This is a genomic window from Niastella koreensis GR20-10 (genome assembly GCF_000246855.1).
Taxonomy (GTDB): Bacteria; Bacteroidota; Bacteroidia; order Chitinophagales; family Chitinophagaceae; genus Niastella; species Niastella koreensis.
This window is the reverse complement of the sequence record NC_016609.1, coordinates 3,007,857-3,024,320: the sequence shown is the minus strand read 5'-3', so window position 1 is coordinate 3,024,320 and position 16,464 is coordinate 3,007,857. Positions and strand designations below refer to the sequence as shown.

8 protein-coding genes are annotated in these 16,464 nt (G+C 46.1%); 7 read left to right on the top strand and 1 reads right to left on the bottom strand.

Annotated features, from left to right (window positions below; all coding sequences use genetic code 11):
* Positions 1–16 precede the first annotated feature (16 nt).
* From NIAKO_RS12005 to NIAKO_RS11980, 6 genes are all read left to right on the top strand, one after another.
* Positions 17–1,771 carry a RagB/SusD family nutrient uptake outer membrane protein gene (locus tag NIAKO_RS12005; RefSeq protein WP_014218688.1) on the top strand — a complete coding sequence of 585 codons (1,755 nt, stop codon included), beginning with the start codon at positions 17–19 and terminating at the stop codon, positions 1,769–1,771.
* A 29-nt stretch (positions 1,772–1,800) separates the two neighbouring features.
* Positions 1,801–2,841, top strand: coding sequence for a DUF5627 domain-containing protein (locus NIAKO_RS12000; protein WP_041348486.1), 1,041 nt, complete (start codon positions 1,801–1,803; stop codon positions 2,839–2,841).
* A 36-nt stretch (positions 2,842–2,877) separates the two neighbouring features.
* Positions 2,878–4,848, top strand: coding sequence for a family 43 glycosylhydrolase (locus tag NIAKO_RS11995; RefSeq protein WP_014218686.1), 1,971 nt, complete (start codon positions 2,878–2,880; stop codon positions 4,846–4,848).
* A gap of 405 nt (positions 4,849–5,253) precedes the next feature.
* Entirely contained in the window at positions 5,254–8,439 is a 3,186-nt protein-coding gene (locus tag NIAKO_RS11990; RefSeq protein ID WP_014218685.1) for a SusC/RagA family TonB-linked outer membrane protein, read from the top strand.
* A 17-nt stretch (positions 8,440–8,456) separates the two neighbouring features.
* Complete coding sequence (locus tag NIAKO_RS11985) at positions 8,457–10,250, top strand: RagB/SusD family nutrient uptake outer membrane protein (protein WP_014218684.1); 1,794 nt, start codon at positions 8,457–8,459, stop codon at positions 10,248–10,250.
* Between the two features lie 27 nt (positions 10,251–10,277).
* Positions 10,278–11,468, top strand: coding sequence for an alpha/beta hydrolase-fold protein (locus NIAKO_RS11980; protein WP_014218683.1), 1,191 nt, complete (start codon positions 10,278–10,280; stop codon positions 11,466–11,468).
* 65 nt (positions 11,469–11,533) lie between these two features.
* Here NIAKO_RS11980 and NIAKO_RS11975 read toward each other — a convergent pair whose 3' ends face one another.
* Positions 11,534–13,651, bottom strand: a complete 2,118-nt coding sequence (locus tag NIAKO_RS11975; protein ID WP_014218682.1) for a T9SS type A sorting domain-containing protein — start codon at positions 13,649–13,651, stop codon at positions 11,534–11,536.
* Positions 13,652–14,063: 412 nt separating this feature from the next.
* On the opposite strand from NIAKO_RS11975, the gene NIAKO_RS11970 reads away from it, so the two are divergent.
* Positions 14,064–16,454: a glycoside hydrolase family 31 protein gene (locus NIAKO_RS11970; protein ID WP_014218681.1), complete on the top strand. Its 2,391-nt coding sequence runs from the start codon at positions 14,064–14,066 to the stop codon at positions 16,452–16,454.
* Positions 16,455–16,464 lie beyond the last annotated feature (10 nt).

The following is a 16,464-nucleotide window of genomic DNA, read 5'->3' as shown; positions in this document are numbered from 1 at the left end:
CGAAATAAAAAAATATATGAAAGTTATCATAGTGTACATACTGGCTTTGGGCATGCTTTTTTGCAGTTGCAAAAAAATACTGTCCCCCGCCGATGAAAATAACCGCGGCCTGAGCGATATCTATAACGATGCTGCCTTTGCAGAAGGGCTTTTGCTAAATGGGTATGTTCGCCTGCCATTGGGCAGCTATTCATTTAATGATGTAGCTACAGATGATGCCGTATCCAATAACCCGAATAATAATTTCAGGTTAATGGCTACCGGCAACTGGTCGTCTATAAACAACCCTATGGACCAGTACACCGGTTCTTTTGCGGCCATCCAATATCTGAATACCATTCTGAACGAAGCCGATAAAGTAAACTGGGCAACATCGGGGCAATATACCAAAGAGATGTTCAACGACCGGGTAAAAGGAGAAGCATACGGGTTGCGCGCCTTGTTTATGTATTACCTGCTGCAGGCCCACGGCGGCTGGTCAATCGACAACAAGCTGTTGGGCGTGCCCATTCTCACATTGCCGCTCGATAGTAAGTCTGACTTCAAATTGCCCCGTAATACCTTTGAAGAATGCGTTCAGCAGATCTATAAAGACCTGGATAGGGCGGAAAGTTATCTGCCGCTCGATTTCGTGAACATCGCTGCCACCAGCGACATACCGGCAAAATATGCAGGCAAAACAACGGTGGCTGATTACAACCGCGTATTTGGAGCGTACAATGCGCAGCGTTTAACGGCGCGCATCGTAAAAGGCGTGCGGGCCAAATTGTCTTTACTGGCCGCCAGTCCGGCTTTTAGCCAGGGCACCACCGTTACCTGGACAAAGGCTGCAGACGATGCCGCAGCCGTGCTGGACGGCATTGGCGGCATATCGGGTATGGCAGCAAATGGCGTATACTGGTATGCCAGCCGCAATTCCGGTGAAATAAACGGGTTGGCGGCAGGGTTGAATCCAAAGGAAGTGCTTTGGCGGGGAAATGTAGGGGATGGCAATAACCTGGAAAAAGACAACTATCCCCCAACGTTGTATGGTAACGGACGCGTAAATCCCACCCAGAACCTCGTGGATGCATTTCCCATGGCCAATGGTTATCCTGTTACTGATCCCGCCGGCGGCTACGATCCCAACAATCCGTATAATAACCGCGATCCGCGGCTGGCGCTTTATATAGTGGTAAATGGAAGTAAGATGGGCCCGGGCGGGGCCGTCATTTATACCAGGATTGGAACCTCGAACGATGGATTGAATGCAATTTCCACCTCCACCCGTACCGGTTTTTATCTGCGCAAGCTGTTACGTGAAGATGTAAACCTCAACCCCGCGAGTACAAACACCCAACGGCATTATGTGCCCTACATCCGCTATACCGAATTGTTCCTGGCGTATGCCGAAGCCGCCAACGAAGCCTGGGGGCCCGATGGAAAAGGAACGCATCCGTATTCGGCCCGGGATATCATAGCCGCCATTCGCAAAAGAGCTGGTATAACGCAGCCCGATAGTTACCTGTTATCTATAACCAGTAAGGAAGATCTGAGAAAGCTGATCCATAACGAAAGACGCCTCGAGCTTTGTTTTGAAGGATCCAGGTTTTGGGACCTTCGCCGGTGGAAAGAAAACCTTACCGAAGCTGCCAAAGGAGTTAGCATAAATAACAATGTATACACGGTGAGTTCAATTGAGAACAGGCAGTATGCAGACTATATGTATTACGGCCCGCTGCCTTACAATGATGTATTGAAAGAAAACCTCTTACAAAATAAGGGATGGTAACCTGTGTGTTAATCCATAAAGTAAAGACAATGAAAAAAATAACCTGGCTGTTAGGTATTATCCTCGTGATCTGCAATTCCTGTTCCAATAAAGATGCGGTGTTCCCCGACTATAAATACACAACCGTTTACTTCGCCTATCAATCGCCGGTAAAAACACTGGTGCTGGGCGAAGATATTTATGACAATTCACTCGACAACGCGCACAAATGCCTTATCATGGCTACGATGGGCGGGGTGTATGAAAATAAAAAAGACAGAACGTTAAGTGTGGTGGTAGACACCACGCTTACCCGCCGGCTTACATTCGAAACCGCCACTGGCGATAAAGTGGTGGCTATGCCTGATAACTACTATACGCTGCCCGCAAATAAAGAACAATCGATCCTCATTCCCTCGGGAAGTTTAACGGGCGGTTTGGAAGTGCAACTGACAGATGCGTTCTTCCAGGACCCGCGGTCTGTAAAAAACACCTTTGTTATTCCCTTGCGGATAACCGGCGTGGTAAATGCCGATTCCGTGCTCAGTGGTAAAAGCGATCAAAAGAACCCCGACCGGCGGAATGCGGCCGACTGGATCACGCCGCCGAAAGATTATATCCTGTTTGCGATCAAATACATCAACCCGTACCATGGTACTTATTTACGCAGGGGAGTGGATAATGTAAAAGGGGCGGGGGGCAATACTTCGCTGGATACAACCGTGGTATACCATGCACAGTATGTAGAAAAGGATGAGCTGTGTAACATGGTAACAACTTCCATGAACGAAGTAACCGTTTCCCTGAATGCAAAGAACCGGGGAAACACCAATGTGCCGTTTCAACTGGTGCTGCGTTTCGACAGCCAGGGTAAATGTACCGTGGCTAACCCCGCAGCCGCATCTTATACGGTAACAGGTACGGGCGAACTGGTAAAGCAGGGCGATATGTGGGGGAATGAAAAAAGAGATGTGGTGCACCTGCAGTACCAGGCAGATTTTGGTGCCACCACCCATGTTTTTAAAGACACCATTGTTTTACGCGACCGGGGCGTTAAAATGGAAACATTCAATCCTTTTATAGCTAATTGATAATTCTATTAATAAATAAAACCATCCGTACGGAATATGAATCGTTGTTATTACCGGATTGCAGGATTAGTGAGTATTATCTTATTGAGCGCATTTTATTCAAAAGCGCAGAACAGCATAGCAGACGCTGCCGCTTATTACAACCAGGTAAAAACCTATGTAAATCCGGTATTGCCCGGCGATCATCCCGATCCCACTTTATTGAAGGTGGGCGACGATTTCTATCATTGCGGCTCCAGTTTTCATTTTACACCGTATCTGCCGGTATATCATTCCAAAGACCTGGTTCATTGGGAGGTGATCAGCCGCATCGTTTATCCGGCGGCGGCAGGTATGGTTTCAGACAAGCCGTCTGCGGGCATCTGGCAGGGCGCCATCACTTATTTTTATGGTTCTTACTGGATCTATTTTTCAGCCAATGGTCAGTGGTTTAGCAAAGCCGGTTCTCCTGCCGGGCCCTGGTCGGCGCCCGTACCCGTAAAAACCAATCACGCTACCGGGCCATTGGGATATGACAACTCTATATTTGTTGATGACGATGGAAAGCCCTACATGCTGATCAAAAATCTGCAGAAAACCAATCGCATTCAGGCCATAGGCCGGGACGGGCAGCTGACAGATACGGTGATCGATCTTGACTGGATCAATGCCGGTTTACAATACAGTTGGGCCGAAGGACCGGTCATGTGCAAGCGAAACGGGTATTATTTTTATTTTCCTGCGGGCGATGTGTCGGGCGGGCAGTATGTGTTGAGAACTTCCGTTTTAACGGCCGATTCAACAAAATGGGAACGGCTCGGAAATTTCTTTAAACCCATATTGGACCCGCATACCGGCTTTAGAAGCCCCAATCATATTGCAGCACCGGTACAACTGGCCGATGGCAGCTGGTGGACGATCGGGCAAAGCTATGAGCGGCATGGCGGCGACGATTGGTCGGGCATGGGCCGGCAAACATCCCTGTACCCGGTTACCTGGGAAGGGAACCGGCCCTGGGGAATGGCGCCGGTAAGCACGCCGGTTGAAAAACCCGATCTGCCGCAATCGGGTATTTTGTGGCGCAGTGTTCAGTCAGACTATTTCGATAACGACTCATTGAATACCTGTTGGCATTTTTTAAACCGGAAGGCAGCGGGCCGGTATAGCCTGTCGGCCAGAAAAGGCTGGCTGCAGCTTACGCCCGACAGCGGCAGAACGCATCTGCTGCAAAAAGAAACCGATCATTATTATACCGCTGTTACCAGGGTTGACGTAAATGCAGCAGATTCAGCAACGAAAGCCGGCCTTTACCTCACCAATGGAAATCAAACGGTTTATGTAAGGCTCTATAGCGGGTATGACCAGGGTAAAAAAATCATCTTCCTGTTCGATACGGCTTACCGGAGTATAGCAAACCAGTTTGGCGGCACCGTTTGGCTGAGGCTGGAAAGAAAAGAGCACAACCTTTCCGCCTGGTGCAGCGGCGATGGAAATACCTGGGTACAGGTAGGGGCCCCTGTAAGTTCGGTTAGGCTCGATAAAGTGCAACCAGGTTATAATTCCTGGGTAGGAACAAGTGTGGGATTGTTTGCAGAAGGCAGGCCAGCCGATTTTGACCTGTTTGTGTGCAAAGATGGATTTTCATCCCTTCCTGCTGCCGGTTACAGCAATTACTATGGCGTGCAAACAGTAACGCAGGCGTCAGAGAAAGTAGTGACTGCCAATACTGCACAGGGCGGGTGGTTTATGTTGTCGGGCGTGGAGTTGGGGAAAGATAAAAGGTCAGCCAGCCAGATACAGCTTATGGTCGCTGCAAAAACCGCCGGCAAGCTCGAGATCTGGCTCGATGATCTGACAACCGGAAAACTAATTGCCACCATACCGGTTACTTCAACCGGTGGAGGAGACACCTGGCGGATGTTCACCCGGAAGATAGGGCAGGTGTCCGGCCGGCATGATGTATTTGTGAAACTCCCGGCAGCAGATCCGCGATCGTTATACATTAAGACCATACAATTTACGAGGTAATCTTAGGTCAGAAAAAACGGGGCTGCGAAAGTGGTCCCGTTTAATTTACCCCCCTCTCTGGCACCGACAAACGAAACGGCCTGAACATTATTGCTAATAAATCCCCCAAACGTCCCGTACCTCCACGGTATAATTTATCGAAATTTATACAGCGACCTGGTTACAAGGCCACTCCTGCAATTAATTGAACCAGCCGATTGCTTTACAATGCTTCAAACAACACACCTCCTCAATACAGGGCGCCATCCGGGTAGCCAAACCTCTCCATTTCATTACCTGAAATCATTATTAACCAAAACATTGCCTATGGGAAAAATAACACAACCAATAACGTGAGCATAGCAGCACCTGCTGCTGTGAAATATAATTCAAGCCGACAGGCGTTTCACCCAAAACACTTATTGTATGAAACTAACTGATTGCTTTCCTAAAACTTATTTATTGCTTGCATTTGCAATATGCCAACTATCATTATATGCAAAAGATCCTGTAAACAAACACCACTCAGCAACTTATACAGCATTTACTGTAAACGGAAAAGTTGTTGATGGCAAAGGGAATGGACTTGCAGGAGCATCCATTGTGCAAAAAGAGCACTCAAATGCCACCACTACTAACGCTAACGGAGATTTCAGTATTACCATCCAGGAAGAATCGGCCATATTGGTGATTTCCTATATAGGTTTTCAATCAAAAGAGTTGGCAGTAAAAGCCGGTACAGCCAATCTTGTTGTACAGCTAAGCCCCGGTATCAGTTCACTGGAAGACGTGATCGTAATTGGTTACGGTACGCAGAAAAAGCAACTTTCCACTTCAGCAGTGGCTACCGTAAAAAGTGAACAGCTTACAACAGTACCTGCTGCCAACATTTCAAATTCCCTGGCAGGCAGGGCTACCGGCGTCATGACACGTGCCAATGGTGGCCAGCCCGGTTCGGATAATGCCACTATCTATGTTAGAGGAATTGCCACCACCGGCACAACAGTGAATAACATTACATATAACACTACCCCCTTAATTGTAGTGGATGGCATTATCCGGAATAACATCAATGAAGTAGATCCCAATAATATAGAAAGTGTGTCCGTATTAAAAGACGCTGCTGCGGTAGCTCCTTATGGATTAGGCGGCGCCAATGGGGTGCTGCTTATTACAACCAAGAGAGGCACCACCGGGGCGCCGGTTTTAAGTTTTGGCGGCTATTACGGAGATCAGCAACCTACCTATTTGCCCAAAATGCTGGGCCCCATCGATTACATGAAGCTTAAACTGGAAGCATATGTAACTGAAAATCCTACCGGAACAAGCCCCACGTACAGCCAGGCCTATATTGACAGCTATCTTCAAAATCATGCGAAAGACCCTGACCAGTATCCTATCTCCGACGCATTGAATGATGTGGTAAAAAAACATGCCCCGATCTACCAGAGCAACCTGCAGGTGCGTGGCGGCAGCCAGATCGTAAAATATTATGCCGGTCTCAGCTACTTTAAACAGGATGGGATGTTTGATAAGGCTAGTTACGAACGGTACAATTATAATTTGAACCTCGATGTAAATATAACGCCAACGACTATAGCCACTTTCTCCTTAAATGGCGCGCTGCAAAAAACATCCGATGTAGACGGAGGCACCGGGCAGCTATTCAGGGGCGTTTATAAATTCCTTCCTGTGGCGCCGCTCAAATTTACCAATGGTTTATGGGGCGAAAGCTCAGGCAATGCGCCACTCGTCGTAACACACTCCGATGGTTATTTTCGTCAAAACACCACCAATATGCTAAGCACCATTACGTTGGAGCAAAAGCTTCCGTTTATAAAAGGCCTTAGCATAAAAGGAACATTTAGTTATGATCCCTATAATTATGTGCAGAAGCAATGGCACAAGCCATTTATTTACTGGACGCAGAACGTTAGTACTACTCCTTATACCTATACTTCTGCCTTTTCCACCCAGGAAAGCAGTGCAACAACTTATGCCTGGTTAAACGAGCAATACTGGCAAAATAACACCATCACTTTCCAGGGGTATCTCAATTATCAACAGACGTTTGGCAAACATGGGTTTACCGGCCTGGTGGTAGCCGAATCGCGCAATAATAAACAGGGTGATTTCAGGGCGAGAATAAACAACTTCGCGGTGAACATCGATGAACTCACCATGGGCAGCTCGAATAAGAACGACTTTGATATTGCCGGGGGATCGGGTACGGGTAGCCAGATCGGTTATGTGTACCGGGCAAGTTATGATTACGACAGAAGATTCCTGCTCGAAGCATCAGGCCGGTATGACGGGCATTATTATTTTGCTCCCGGTAAAAGATGGGTCTACCTGCCTGCATTTTCTGCGGGTTGGATAATTTCCAATGAAAACTTTTTTAAACCGGTGAGCTTTGTCGACTTCCTCAAAATAAGGGGCTCATGGGGCAAATCCGGCAATCTTACCAGTACCGGATTCCAGTACCTTAATCTTTATCCCCTCAGAGGGAATGCTTATGCATTTGGGGATGGCTCACTGGTACAGGGCTCCTACGCACAAATTGAGAACAACCCGAACATTACCTGGGAAATAAGTAAGAAAACAGATGTTGCCCTGGAAGCAAATCTGTGGAAAGGACTTTTACGGGTGGAGGCCGATTATTTTTTTGAAAGAAGATCAGGCCTGTTATTATCGCCTAACACCGCTATACCACAGGAATACGGCATTCCACTGGCGCAGGAAAATGCCGGCATCATGGACAATCATGGGATTGAATTGTCAATTGGAACCAGTAAAAAATTAAGTAATGGTTTGCAGCTCTCTATTGACGGGAACTTTACTTATGCAAAAAACAAAGTAATCCAGTTATATGAAACGGATGTAACCAGGAACAATCCAAGGCGCAGCAGGACCGGTAAACCGTACAACACGGTATTCGGTTATCAATCATTGGGCCTGTTCACCACTGCCGATGATAAAAACGGGGATGGTTTTATTACCGCGGCGGATGGCTATAACATTACTCAGTTTGGCACCTTGCGTCCCGGTGATATTAAGTATGCCGATCTGGGTGGCCCCAATGGCGTGCCGGATGGCAAGATTGACCTGTACGATGAGAAAGCCATCGGACGGCCACAGACCCCCTTTATTATTTACGGTATTAATGCGGCCGCCAGCTGGAAGGGGTTCGATCTTTCTATGTTATTCCAGGGCTCAGGCATGTCGAGCTATAATGTCTATGGCTTTATGACAGTGGCTCATTTTAATAATAACAGCAATTCTTCTTACGAATATTACAACAACAGGTGGACGCCCGACCATCAGAATGCAAAATATCCAAGGGCTTATTCCGCCCCCACCAATAACAACGGACAAACTTCTGATTTCTGGATGGTAAGCAGTGCGTATCTGCGATTGAAAACGGCGTCTTTGGGGTATACTGTTCCGGCAAAGTGGAGTGCAAAGATCAGGATGAAAAACTTCCGGCTATATGTAACCGGTCAGAATATATTGACATTCTCGAAATTGAAATTTACAGACCCTGAAACAACCGGTGAACAGGGATATCCTATTCAGAAAACAATCCTGGTTGGCTTTAATACCAGCTTCTAACCTTTAAAAATTAAAAGATGAAACCAGTAAAACCATATCTGTTATACGGTTGTCTTACAGCCGCCTTGCTGGGTTTATTTTCCTGCGATAAGAACCTGGATAACGAAGTAAAAACAAGTTTTGACGATAAAACACAATGGCAATCTGAGTCCTATGCCGATCTTTTTTTAAATGATGTGTATGACCAGTTGCCCGACATGTATTCCCAGCCTGAAAACCTGGATAATTTTACCGATGATAACGATGCCGGGTTTTATTATAATTCCTGGAAGTATAAAGATGGCAACCTGGACCCTGCTTCTGCCAATTATACGCTATTTGGGGGCGGGGCTACCGGCGTTCAAACCATCAGCAGGTATAACTGGCCGGCCCTTTATACTTCCATCCGCAAATGCAATACGTTTATTCAACAGGTAATTGCTCATAAAAGCAATTACTCTGCTGACTGGTTCAATAAGCGCATTGATGAAGCCCGGTTCAACAGGGCGTTTCACTACAGCATTCTTTTTCTGTATTGGGGCGGGGTTCCTATTATCATGGAACCACAGGTTCGTACAGACACCCTTTCATTATATGTAAAAAGAAGCACGTATGCAGAAACCCTGGACTTTATAGTAAGATCATTGGATACGATATTGACCAATAAATACCTGGCTGTTAAGTATAATAAGGGTAACGCAGATGCAGGCAGGGCCACCCTGGGTGCCGCCCTGATGTTAAAGGCTTATTTGCAGTTAGTGGCGGCAAGCCCTACATTCAACACCGCCACCTACCCGGGCGGGGCTGATCCCAATAAGATCGCCGGATTTGGCAATGCAGACCCGGCGCGTTGGGCAACGGCGGCGGCTTCATTTAAAAAATTCATGGATGACTGGGGTGGAACGGGAAAACCATACAATCTTTTTGCTGAAGATTCAACCCTTTGGTATGAAGACAACGAATACAACCCGGAAGTGATCTGGGACAGGCAGTATGTCGCCAATGTGAAAGGGTCTAATTATGAACAATATGGCGGTCCTGTTTACATCCTGGGCTCTTACTATACCTGGGGTAACTATAATCCAACACAGGAGCTGGTAGATCAATTCTTCATGGCAAATGGTAAGCCTATAACCGACCCAACTTCCGGCTACAATCCGCAAAAGCCTTATGTGGGCCGGGAAAGCAGGTTTTATAAATGGATCGTGTATGATGGCGCTCCTTATAAAATGGACTGGATGCCTGCGCAGGATACTATTTACACCCGCATAGACAACGTAAGACCGTCATTGAATCAAATAGATTTTGCGAGTACGGATGTAAGTAATACAGGATATTATTTCAAAAAGAAGTTAAATCCAAGATATCGCCCTTCTACCGGATTGAGCGGTGCCAACTACATTTATTTCCGGTATGCAGAAGTGTTGTTAGGCTATGCGGAGGCGCAAAATGAGGCAGTTGGGCCGGATGCATCTGTATATACTGCCATGAATGCGATCAGGGCGCGCGTAAACCTGCCTGCGTTGCCGGCGTCATTAAGCCAAAGCCAGATGCGTGATGCCATTCACCAGGAAAGAAGAGTGGAACTTTGTTTTGAGAACAAACGCTTCCAGGATATTATCCGTTGGAAAATTGCAGACCAGGTAATGACTGTTGATCTGCATGGAATGAAGATCGAAAACACGGTGCCGGCGAACAACAGCGGCGTATGGACATATACACCGGTTGGTTTGAATCACCCGCATGGATTCAAGGTGAAACAATACCTGCACCCTGTTCCGCAAACGGCGCTGGCACAGAACTATAAACTGGTGCAAACGCCCGGCTATTGATCTATTAAAATTTTAAATCTGCACAACATGAAAAATGTTTATTTGCTGCTGATAGCTGTTATCGCGCATGGAACGCTGTCGGCCCAGTTTGCCGGTATTCAGAACAACGAGGAACAACCGCTTCCCGCAGGCTTTAAACCTGCCTCCACCAACACCTTTTTATCACAGTATCCCGCCGTTAATAGTGATACCCGCCAGGCAACGTTCAGGGTGGTGGCGCCCTATGCGCAAAATGTAACGTTGCAGTTGAATGGAAAACATGCTATGACAAAAGATGAAAAAGGGGTTTGGTGGTATACGACAGATCCGCTGGTGGTGGGTTTCCATTATTATGCGGTTTTGATAGATAGTGTGCCGGTAATGGATAGAGGAAGCCAGGCTTATTTTGGCAGCAACTGGGAGTCGGCAGGCATTGAGGTTCCGGAAGGGGCTGAAGGCGATTATTACCGGTTCAATAAAGACATCCCGCATGGAGAAGTGCGTTCCCTTTATCATTGGTCTGACATCAATGGATTGGAACGTCATATCAATGTGTATGTGCCTGCAGGATATGAAAAAAATCCTAAGCAAAAATACCCGGTGCTTTATCTGTTGCATGGATGGGGCGAAGATGAGAACGGTTGGTCTGTACAGGGGCACCTGGCTAATATTATGGATGGTTTAATTGCAGCAGGCAAAGCTGTTCCCATGATCATTGTAATGCCCAGCGGCGACATCAAAACAAATTCAGATGTGCGTAAAGCCTCCGGTGATATTACCGACATCCTGATCAAAGACCTCATTCCTTACATTGATAAAACTTTCCGCACTTATCCCGACCGCGACCACCGGGCTATGGCCGGATTATCAAGAGGCGGTGCGCAAACCTGGAATGCGGTACTGAACAATATGGACAAATTTGCCTGGATGGGTGGTTTTAGTGGCTCAGGCCGTTTTGGCCCCAACCCATTTAACCCTAAAGCTCCCGTTACGACCGTTGAGACAGCCTATAACGGTGTATTTAAAGATGCGGAAGCATTTAACAAAAAGATGAAACTGTTATTTATCAGCACCGGTACGGCAGAAGGCCAGGGGGCGAAACAAACCTATGATACGTTGAAAAATCAGGGTATCAAAAACCTGGTGTATCATGAATCGCCAGGTACTGCCCATGAATGGCTCACCTGGCGCAGGGCGCTCAATGATTTTGCCCCAAGGTTGTTTAAAACAGGCAACTAACAAAAAAGCTGCTACCATCCCGGATGGTAGCAGCCTTGATACCTTGTAAATATCTCAGGTGCACTTTATTGTACTACAAATTTTTTAGTGGTGCTGCCTGTTTGCTGAATAATTTTAATAAAATACATGCCTTTCCGCAGATTGGCTGTTTCAATTTGCCGGAAAGTATCGGTTACACCTGTCCATTCCTGTATCAACTGACCGAATGAATTATAAAGCTGCCCGGTATAACGTTCCTGGGTGGTGGAAGCTCCGGCAAAAAGTGTTACCGGTTCGCCTGCCCTTACTGCCGTTGGCAGTACGGTGCATGACTGCTGGTTACCAAAATCAACGGTTCGTATTGGGCTATACTTGAAATGGCCGTCGATGTCAATGATTTTTAAACGATACGAGCCTGTTTTAATACGGTCTCCTGCATGCAGATCGGTAAAAAAGTAAGTGCCTGCTGTACCATTGTTTACAGGAACAGTGCCAACGGTTGTATAAGACGTAGGCGACAGGTCGGAACGTTCAATGTCAAACCGGCTCACATTGTTCTGCTCGGCAGTGGTCCAGGTTAATTGCGCATTTCCATTATGGGCAATGGCTGTAAACGAAATAAGTTCCAGTGGTAAAGGGGCGCTTGGGAATACAAGCAGGTACAGGGTGGCATTGGTACAGGCTACCGGAGAACCGTTATCGCAGGTTTGATAAACATAATTTACCGGACCGGTAAAACCATTAACAGGGGCAAAAGTATAACTGCCATTTGCCAAAAGCGTTAGTGTGCCTTTGCCTGGAGTGGTGGTTGTTTGTCCGGTAACCGTTTGGGTATTGTTTTCCGGATCATTGTCATTATCTTTTATATTACCCGACACGTTTGTATTTAATGGTGTGCTGTTATAATCATCTGCAGCCACCGTTGAATTGGTAGTGGACGCAGGAATAACCGTAATGATCTGATAAGCGCTTGCACATTGCGGTGTTGGCAACTTGTTGTCGCACACCTGGTAGATCAATGTATCATAGCCTGTATAGCCCGTTGTGGGCGTATAAGTAATAGCACCGGTGCTGCTGTTCACACTGGTAGTACCATGAAGCGGCGCCGTTGTAACTGACACGGAAGCAGGATTCAGCGCAACGGATGTATTATTACCCGCTTTGTCATTGGCTAAAGTTTTTAAAGTAACGGCTGTATTGATAGGAGTGGTAGCCAGATCGGTACTGGCAAAAGGTTTATTGGCAACCCCTAATCCATCGCTTACCGTGATGGTTAAATTTACATTGGCACAGTCCGGATTCACCACACTGCCCGGGCACATAGGTACGGTAAATTTGAAAATGCCGGCAACGGCAGAGGTAAAGGTATAGGTGCCGTTGGCGTTGATAGTGGGTACGGCAGGGCCTGGATTGCCTGGAAGGGCGGTGGCAGTCCCATAAGTTGTTCCGGTAGGTTGGGTATCGTTGGTGCCAACATTGCCGCTTACGGCAGTATTCACCAAGGTGGCGTTGACATCAGGAGCTACTTTTATACAACGGGTATAAGAAAAAGAAGTGAATCCCAAGGTAACGGTGCTGGTTGAGTTATTCGATTTACCGCTGGTCATCACAATCTTTGTTACCGGGCCCGCGATGGTTAATGTAATGCGGTTGGTGGTAACTCCGGTTGCGCCAGCCGTGTTGTTGCCGGTTAGTACGTTGCCGCCCGTTATAGTAATAACGCCCGAGTTGCCCGGGTCAGCTACGTTATCACTGAAATTAGCTGCAGTTATTGTAATGGGGGTAGCGCCATTAAATGCGGTGATAGTGAGCTGGTCGTTATTATTGAGACCTGCGCAACGCAAACTGAAATTGGTGACAGCCTCGGCAAATTGTATGGTGTATGTGGCAAAATTGGCCGGGGTGGTACTGGGAGCATTGGTTGGCTGTACAAAAATGTAGTTGCCCACAGTAGCATCGTTTTGGATCTGCACACCTGTTGACCAGGTGGCGCCACCAGCTACCGAACCGGTAAATGTAAACATCCCACTGCTTAAATTGGCGATCGTTGCTGTTGCCGTGGAGTTGGTATTAAAACTTGAATTTAAGGTATAACCAGGTGTATTGATCGATGTAGTTGATCTTACGTTTGCAGATATACATTGAGCAAAGACGGAATGACTAAAGCCTACCAGGAATCCTAGTAAAGGGTACAGTTTTTTCATGCATAATGATTTGTGCGAAAGTACAACATAAGTGTAAATGCTTAAGTCAAAATACCTGTATACAAATAAAATTAATGATCAATGGCTTATATAGATTGAATATATTAGTGGTGATTGGGTATAAATCTTAAATCATATTCATTAAAAGAATAATAGATGTCAAAAAAACAGCTATTCGTTCATAATACAGGATAATTTTATTGTTACATGATCGTACGATGTTTTCAGTTATGAAGAAGATCATGACCGCTTTTGCTTTGTAATATTTATACTCAGAATACTTGCCGCTTCTGCACGAAAAGTCGGATTAAGACAAAAAAAAGTCTCTTTTGTGCAATAGTATCGGCGGGCTTTTAGAGTAGGTTTGACATGTTTATTCAGCTGCTATTACATTAAAATCAAGACGATTGCCATGAAAAAATGGAGTACATTTCTGTTGCTGTTAACTGCTTTATCAATAGGTAACAATAGTAACGCACAATCCTTTCAAAAAACAGATCTCGGAATTAAGGCAACAATCAATTCCACCGCCATCGAAATACAATATTATAATCCTTCAACGGTAAGAGTACTGAAATCGCCCGATGGCCGCCCTTTCACTAAAGAAAGTCTTTCCGTTATTAAAACGCCGCAAAAAACAACATTCCAGGTTAAGCAGCAAGGGGATTGGGTAAACTTAAAAACCACCGCACTCAATATTGCGTTAAACCTGAAAACCGGCGCCATCATTTATTCAACGGTACATGACGAATATCTTTTGAAGGAGAAACAGGAGGGCGTACAATTCACCCCTTTCAATGATGCAGGCAATAACACGTTTACCGTTCAGCAATCCTTTGAGTTGGACAATGATGAACCCATTTATGGTCTTGGTCAGCAGCAGCAGGGCAAAATGAGCCAGCGAAATGTAACACTGAACATGGTGCAGGGAAACCTGGATGATTACATTCCTTTCTTTCAATCGGTAAAAGGCTATGGTGTTTTTTGGGATAATTATTCGCCCACGGTGTTTACTGATAATCCGCAAGGCACATCCTTTAAATCGGATGTGGGAGATGGTGTGGATTATTATTTCATGTACGGGGGCAATGCAGATGGGGTAATTGCCCGCATGCGTGAACTGACAGGGCAGGCGCCCCTATTCCCATTATGGACATTCGGCTATTGGCAAAGTAAAGAAAGGTATAAAAGCCAGGATGAATTAGTGGAGGTGGTAAAACAATACCGCAAAATGGGTGTGCCGCTTGATGGTATTATCCAGGACTGGCAATATTGGGGAAGCAACTATTTGTGGAATGCCATGGATTTTTTAAATGCCGAATTTCCCAAACCGGAAAAGATGGTGAGCGATGTTCACCAGATGAATGCGCACATGATCATTTCCATCTGGAATTCGTTCGGCCCTCAAACAAAACAATACAAAGAGTTGGACAAGATAGGGGCGTTGATGAATTTTTCAACATGGCCCCAATCAGGGTCTGATCTATGGCCTCCCCGACGTGATTATCCTTCAGGTGTCAGGGTATATGATCCCTATAATCCTGCAGCCCGTGATATTTACTGGAAGTATTTGGAACATATGTATAAACTCCGGCTGGATGGTTGGTGGATGGATTCCTCAGAACCGGACCATCTCGATGCCAAACCGTCGGACTTTGATAATAAGACTTATTTGGGATCATTCAGGAAAGTGCGCAATGCATTTCCTTTAATGACGGTGGGCGGTGTATCAACGCATCAACGTGCCATTGATTCCGGCAAGAGAGTGTTCATTCTCACCCGTTCGGCATTTGCTGGTCAGCAACGGTATGGCGCCAATACCTGGTCGGGTGATGTAACTTCATCCTGGAATGCATTGATGAACCAGATTTCCGCAGGCCTTAATTTTTCATTGACTGGTATCCCTTACTGGAATGCTGACATCGGAGGATTCTTTCTTTCGAGGTTTAAAAGAAAGCTGGAAGACCCCGAATATCGTGAATTATATGTTCGCTGGTTGCAGTTTGGCGCTTTCACACCCATGATGCGTTCGCATGGCGCAGATGCCCCCAGGGAAATTTATCAGTTCGGGCAAAAGGGAAATACATATTACGATGCTATTGAAAAATACATCAACCTGCGCTATCATTTATTACCTTATATCTATTCCACTTCATGGGATGTTACGGCCAATCAATCGAGCATGATGCGGGCCCTGGTGATGGATTTTCCAAAAGACAAAAATGCGTTGGACCTTAACGATGAATTTATGTTTGGCAGGTCCCTGCTGGTAAGTCCTGTTACCAACGCCATGTATGTGAAGCCGGTTCCCGGCGAAAAAGAAACAATACAGGCAGAAGACTTCAGTGAGATCAAATCAAAAACAACTTATTTACCTGACGGAACCGACTGGTATGATTTCTGGACTGCTGAGAAATTTTCAGGCGGGCAAAAAGTAAGCAGGCAAACACCGCTCGATATCATTCCTGTTTATGTGAAAGCGGGTACTGTTATGCCCGTTGGACCTTCTGTTCAATATGCAGAAGAAAAAAAATGGGACAGCCTTGAAATAAGGGTGTATCCCGGCGCCAATGGAAAATTTGTTTTGTACGAAGACGAGAACGATAATTACAATTATGAACGTGGTGTTTATGCTACAGTGACTTTCACCTGGGACGATACAAAAAAGATGTTGACCATCAGCGATAGAAATGGTTCGTTTCCGGGAATGATTGGGGAAAGAAAGTTCAACGTTGTGATGGTAACAGGCCATACAAACAAGGTAATCGCCTATACGGGGAAAAAAATAGTTGTTAAATTTTAAGAAGCAAACA

Bases quoted from the DNA above. Each gene is read 5' to 3' on its own strand.
- NIAKO_RS12000 (WP_041348486.1), top strand. From the start codon at position 1,801: ATGAAAAAAATAACCTGGCTGTTAGGTATTATCCTCGTGATCTGCAAT.
- NIAKO_RS11970 (WP_014218681.1), top strand. From the start codon at position 14,064: ATGAAAAAATGGAGTACATTTCTGTTGCTGTTAACTGCTTTATCAATA.
- NIAKO_RS11980 (WP_014218683.1), top strand. From the start codon at position 10,278: ATGAAAAATGTTTATTTGCTGCTGATAGCTGTTATCGCGCATGGAACG.
- NIAKO_RS12005 (WP_014218688.1), top strand. From the start codon at position 17: ATGAAAGTTATCATAGTGTACATACTGGCTTTGGGCATGCTTTTTTGC.
- NIAKO_RS11990 (WP_014218685.1), top strand. From the start codon at position 5,254: ATGAAACTAACTGATTGCTTTCCTAAAACTTATTTATTGCTTGCATTT.
- NIAKO_RS11975 (WP_014218682.1), bottom strand. From the start codon at position 13,651: ATGAAAAAACTGTACCCTTTACTAGGATTCCTGGTAGGCTTTAGTCAT.
- NIAKO_RS11995 (WP_014218686.1), top strand. From the start codon at position 2,878: ATGAATCGTTGTTATTACCGGATTGCAGGATTAGTGAGTATTATCTTA.
- NIAKO_RS11985 (WP_014218684.1), top strand. From the start codon at position 8,457: ATGAAACCAGTAAAACCATATCTGTTATACGGTTGTCTTACAGCCGCC.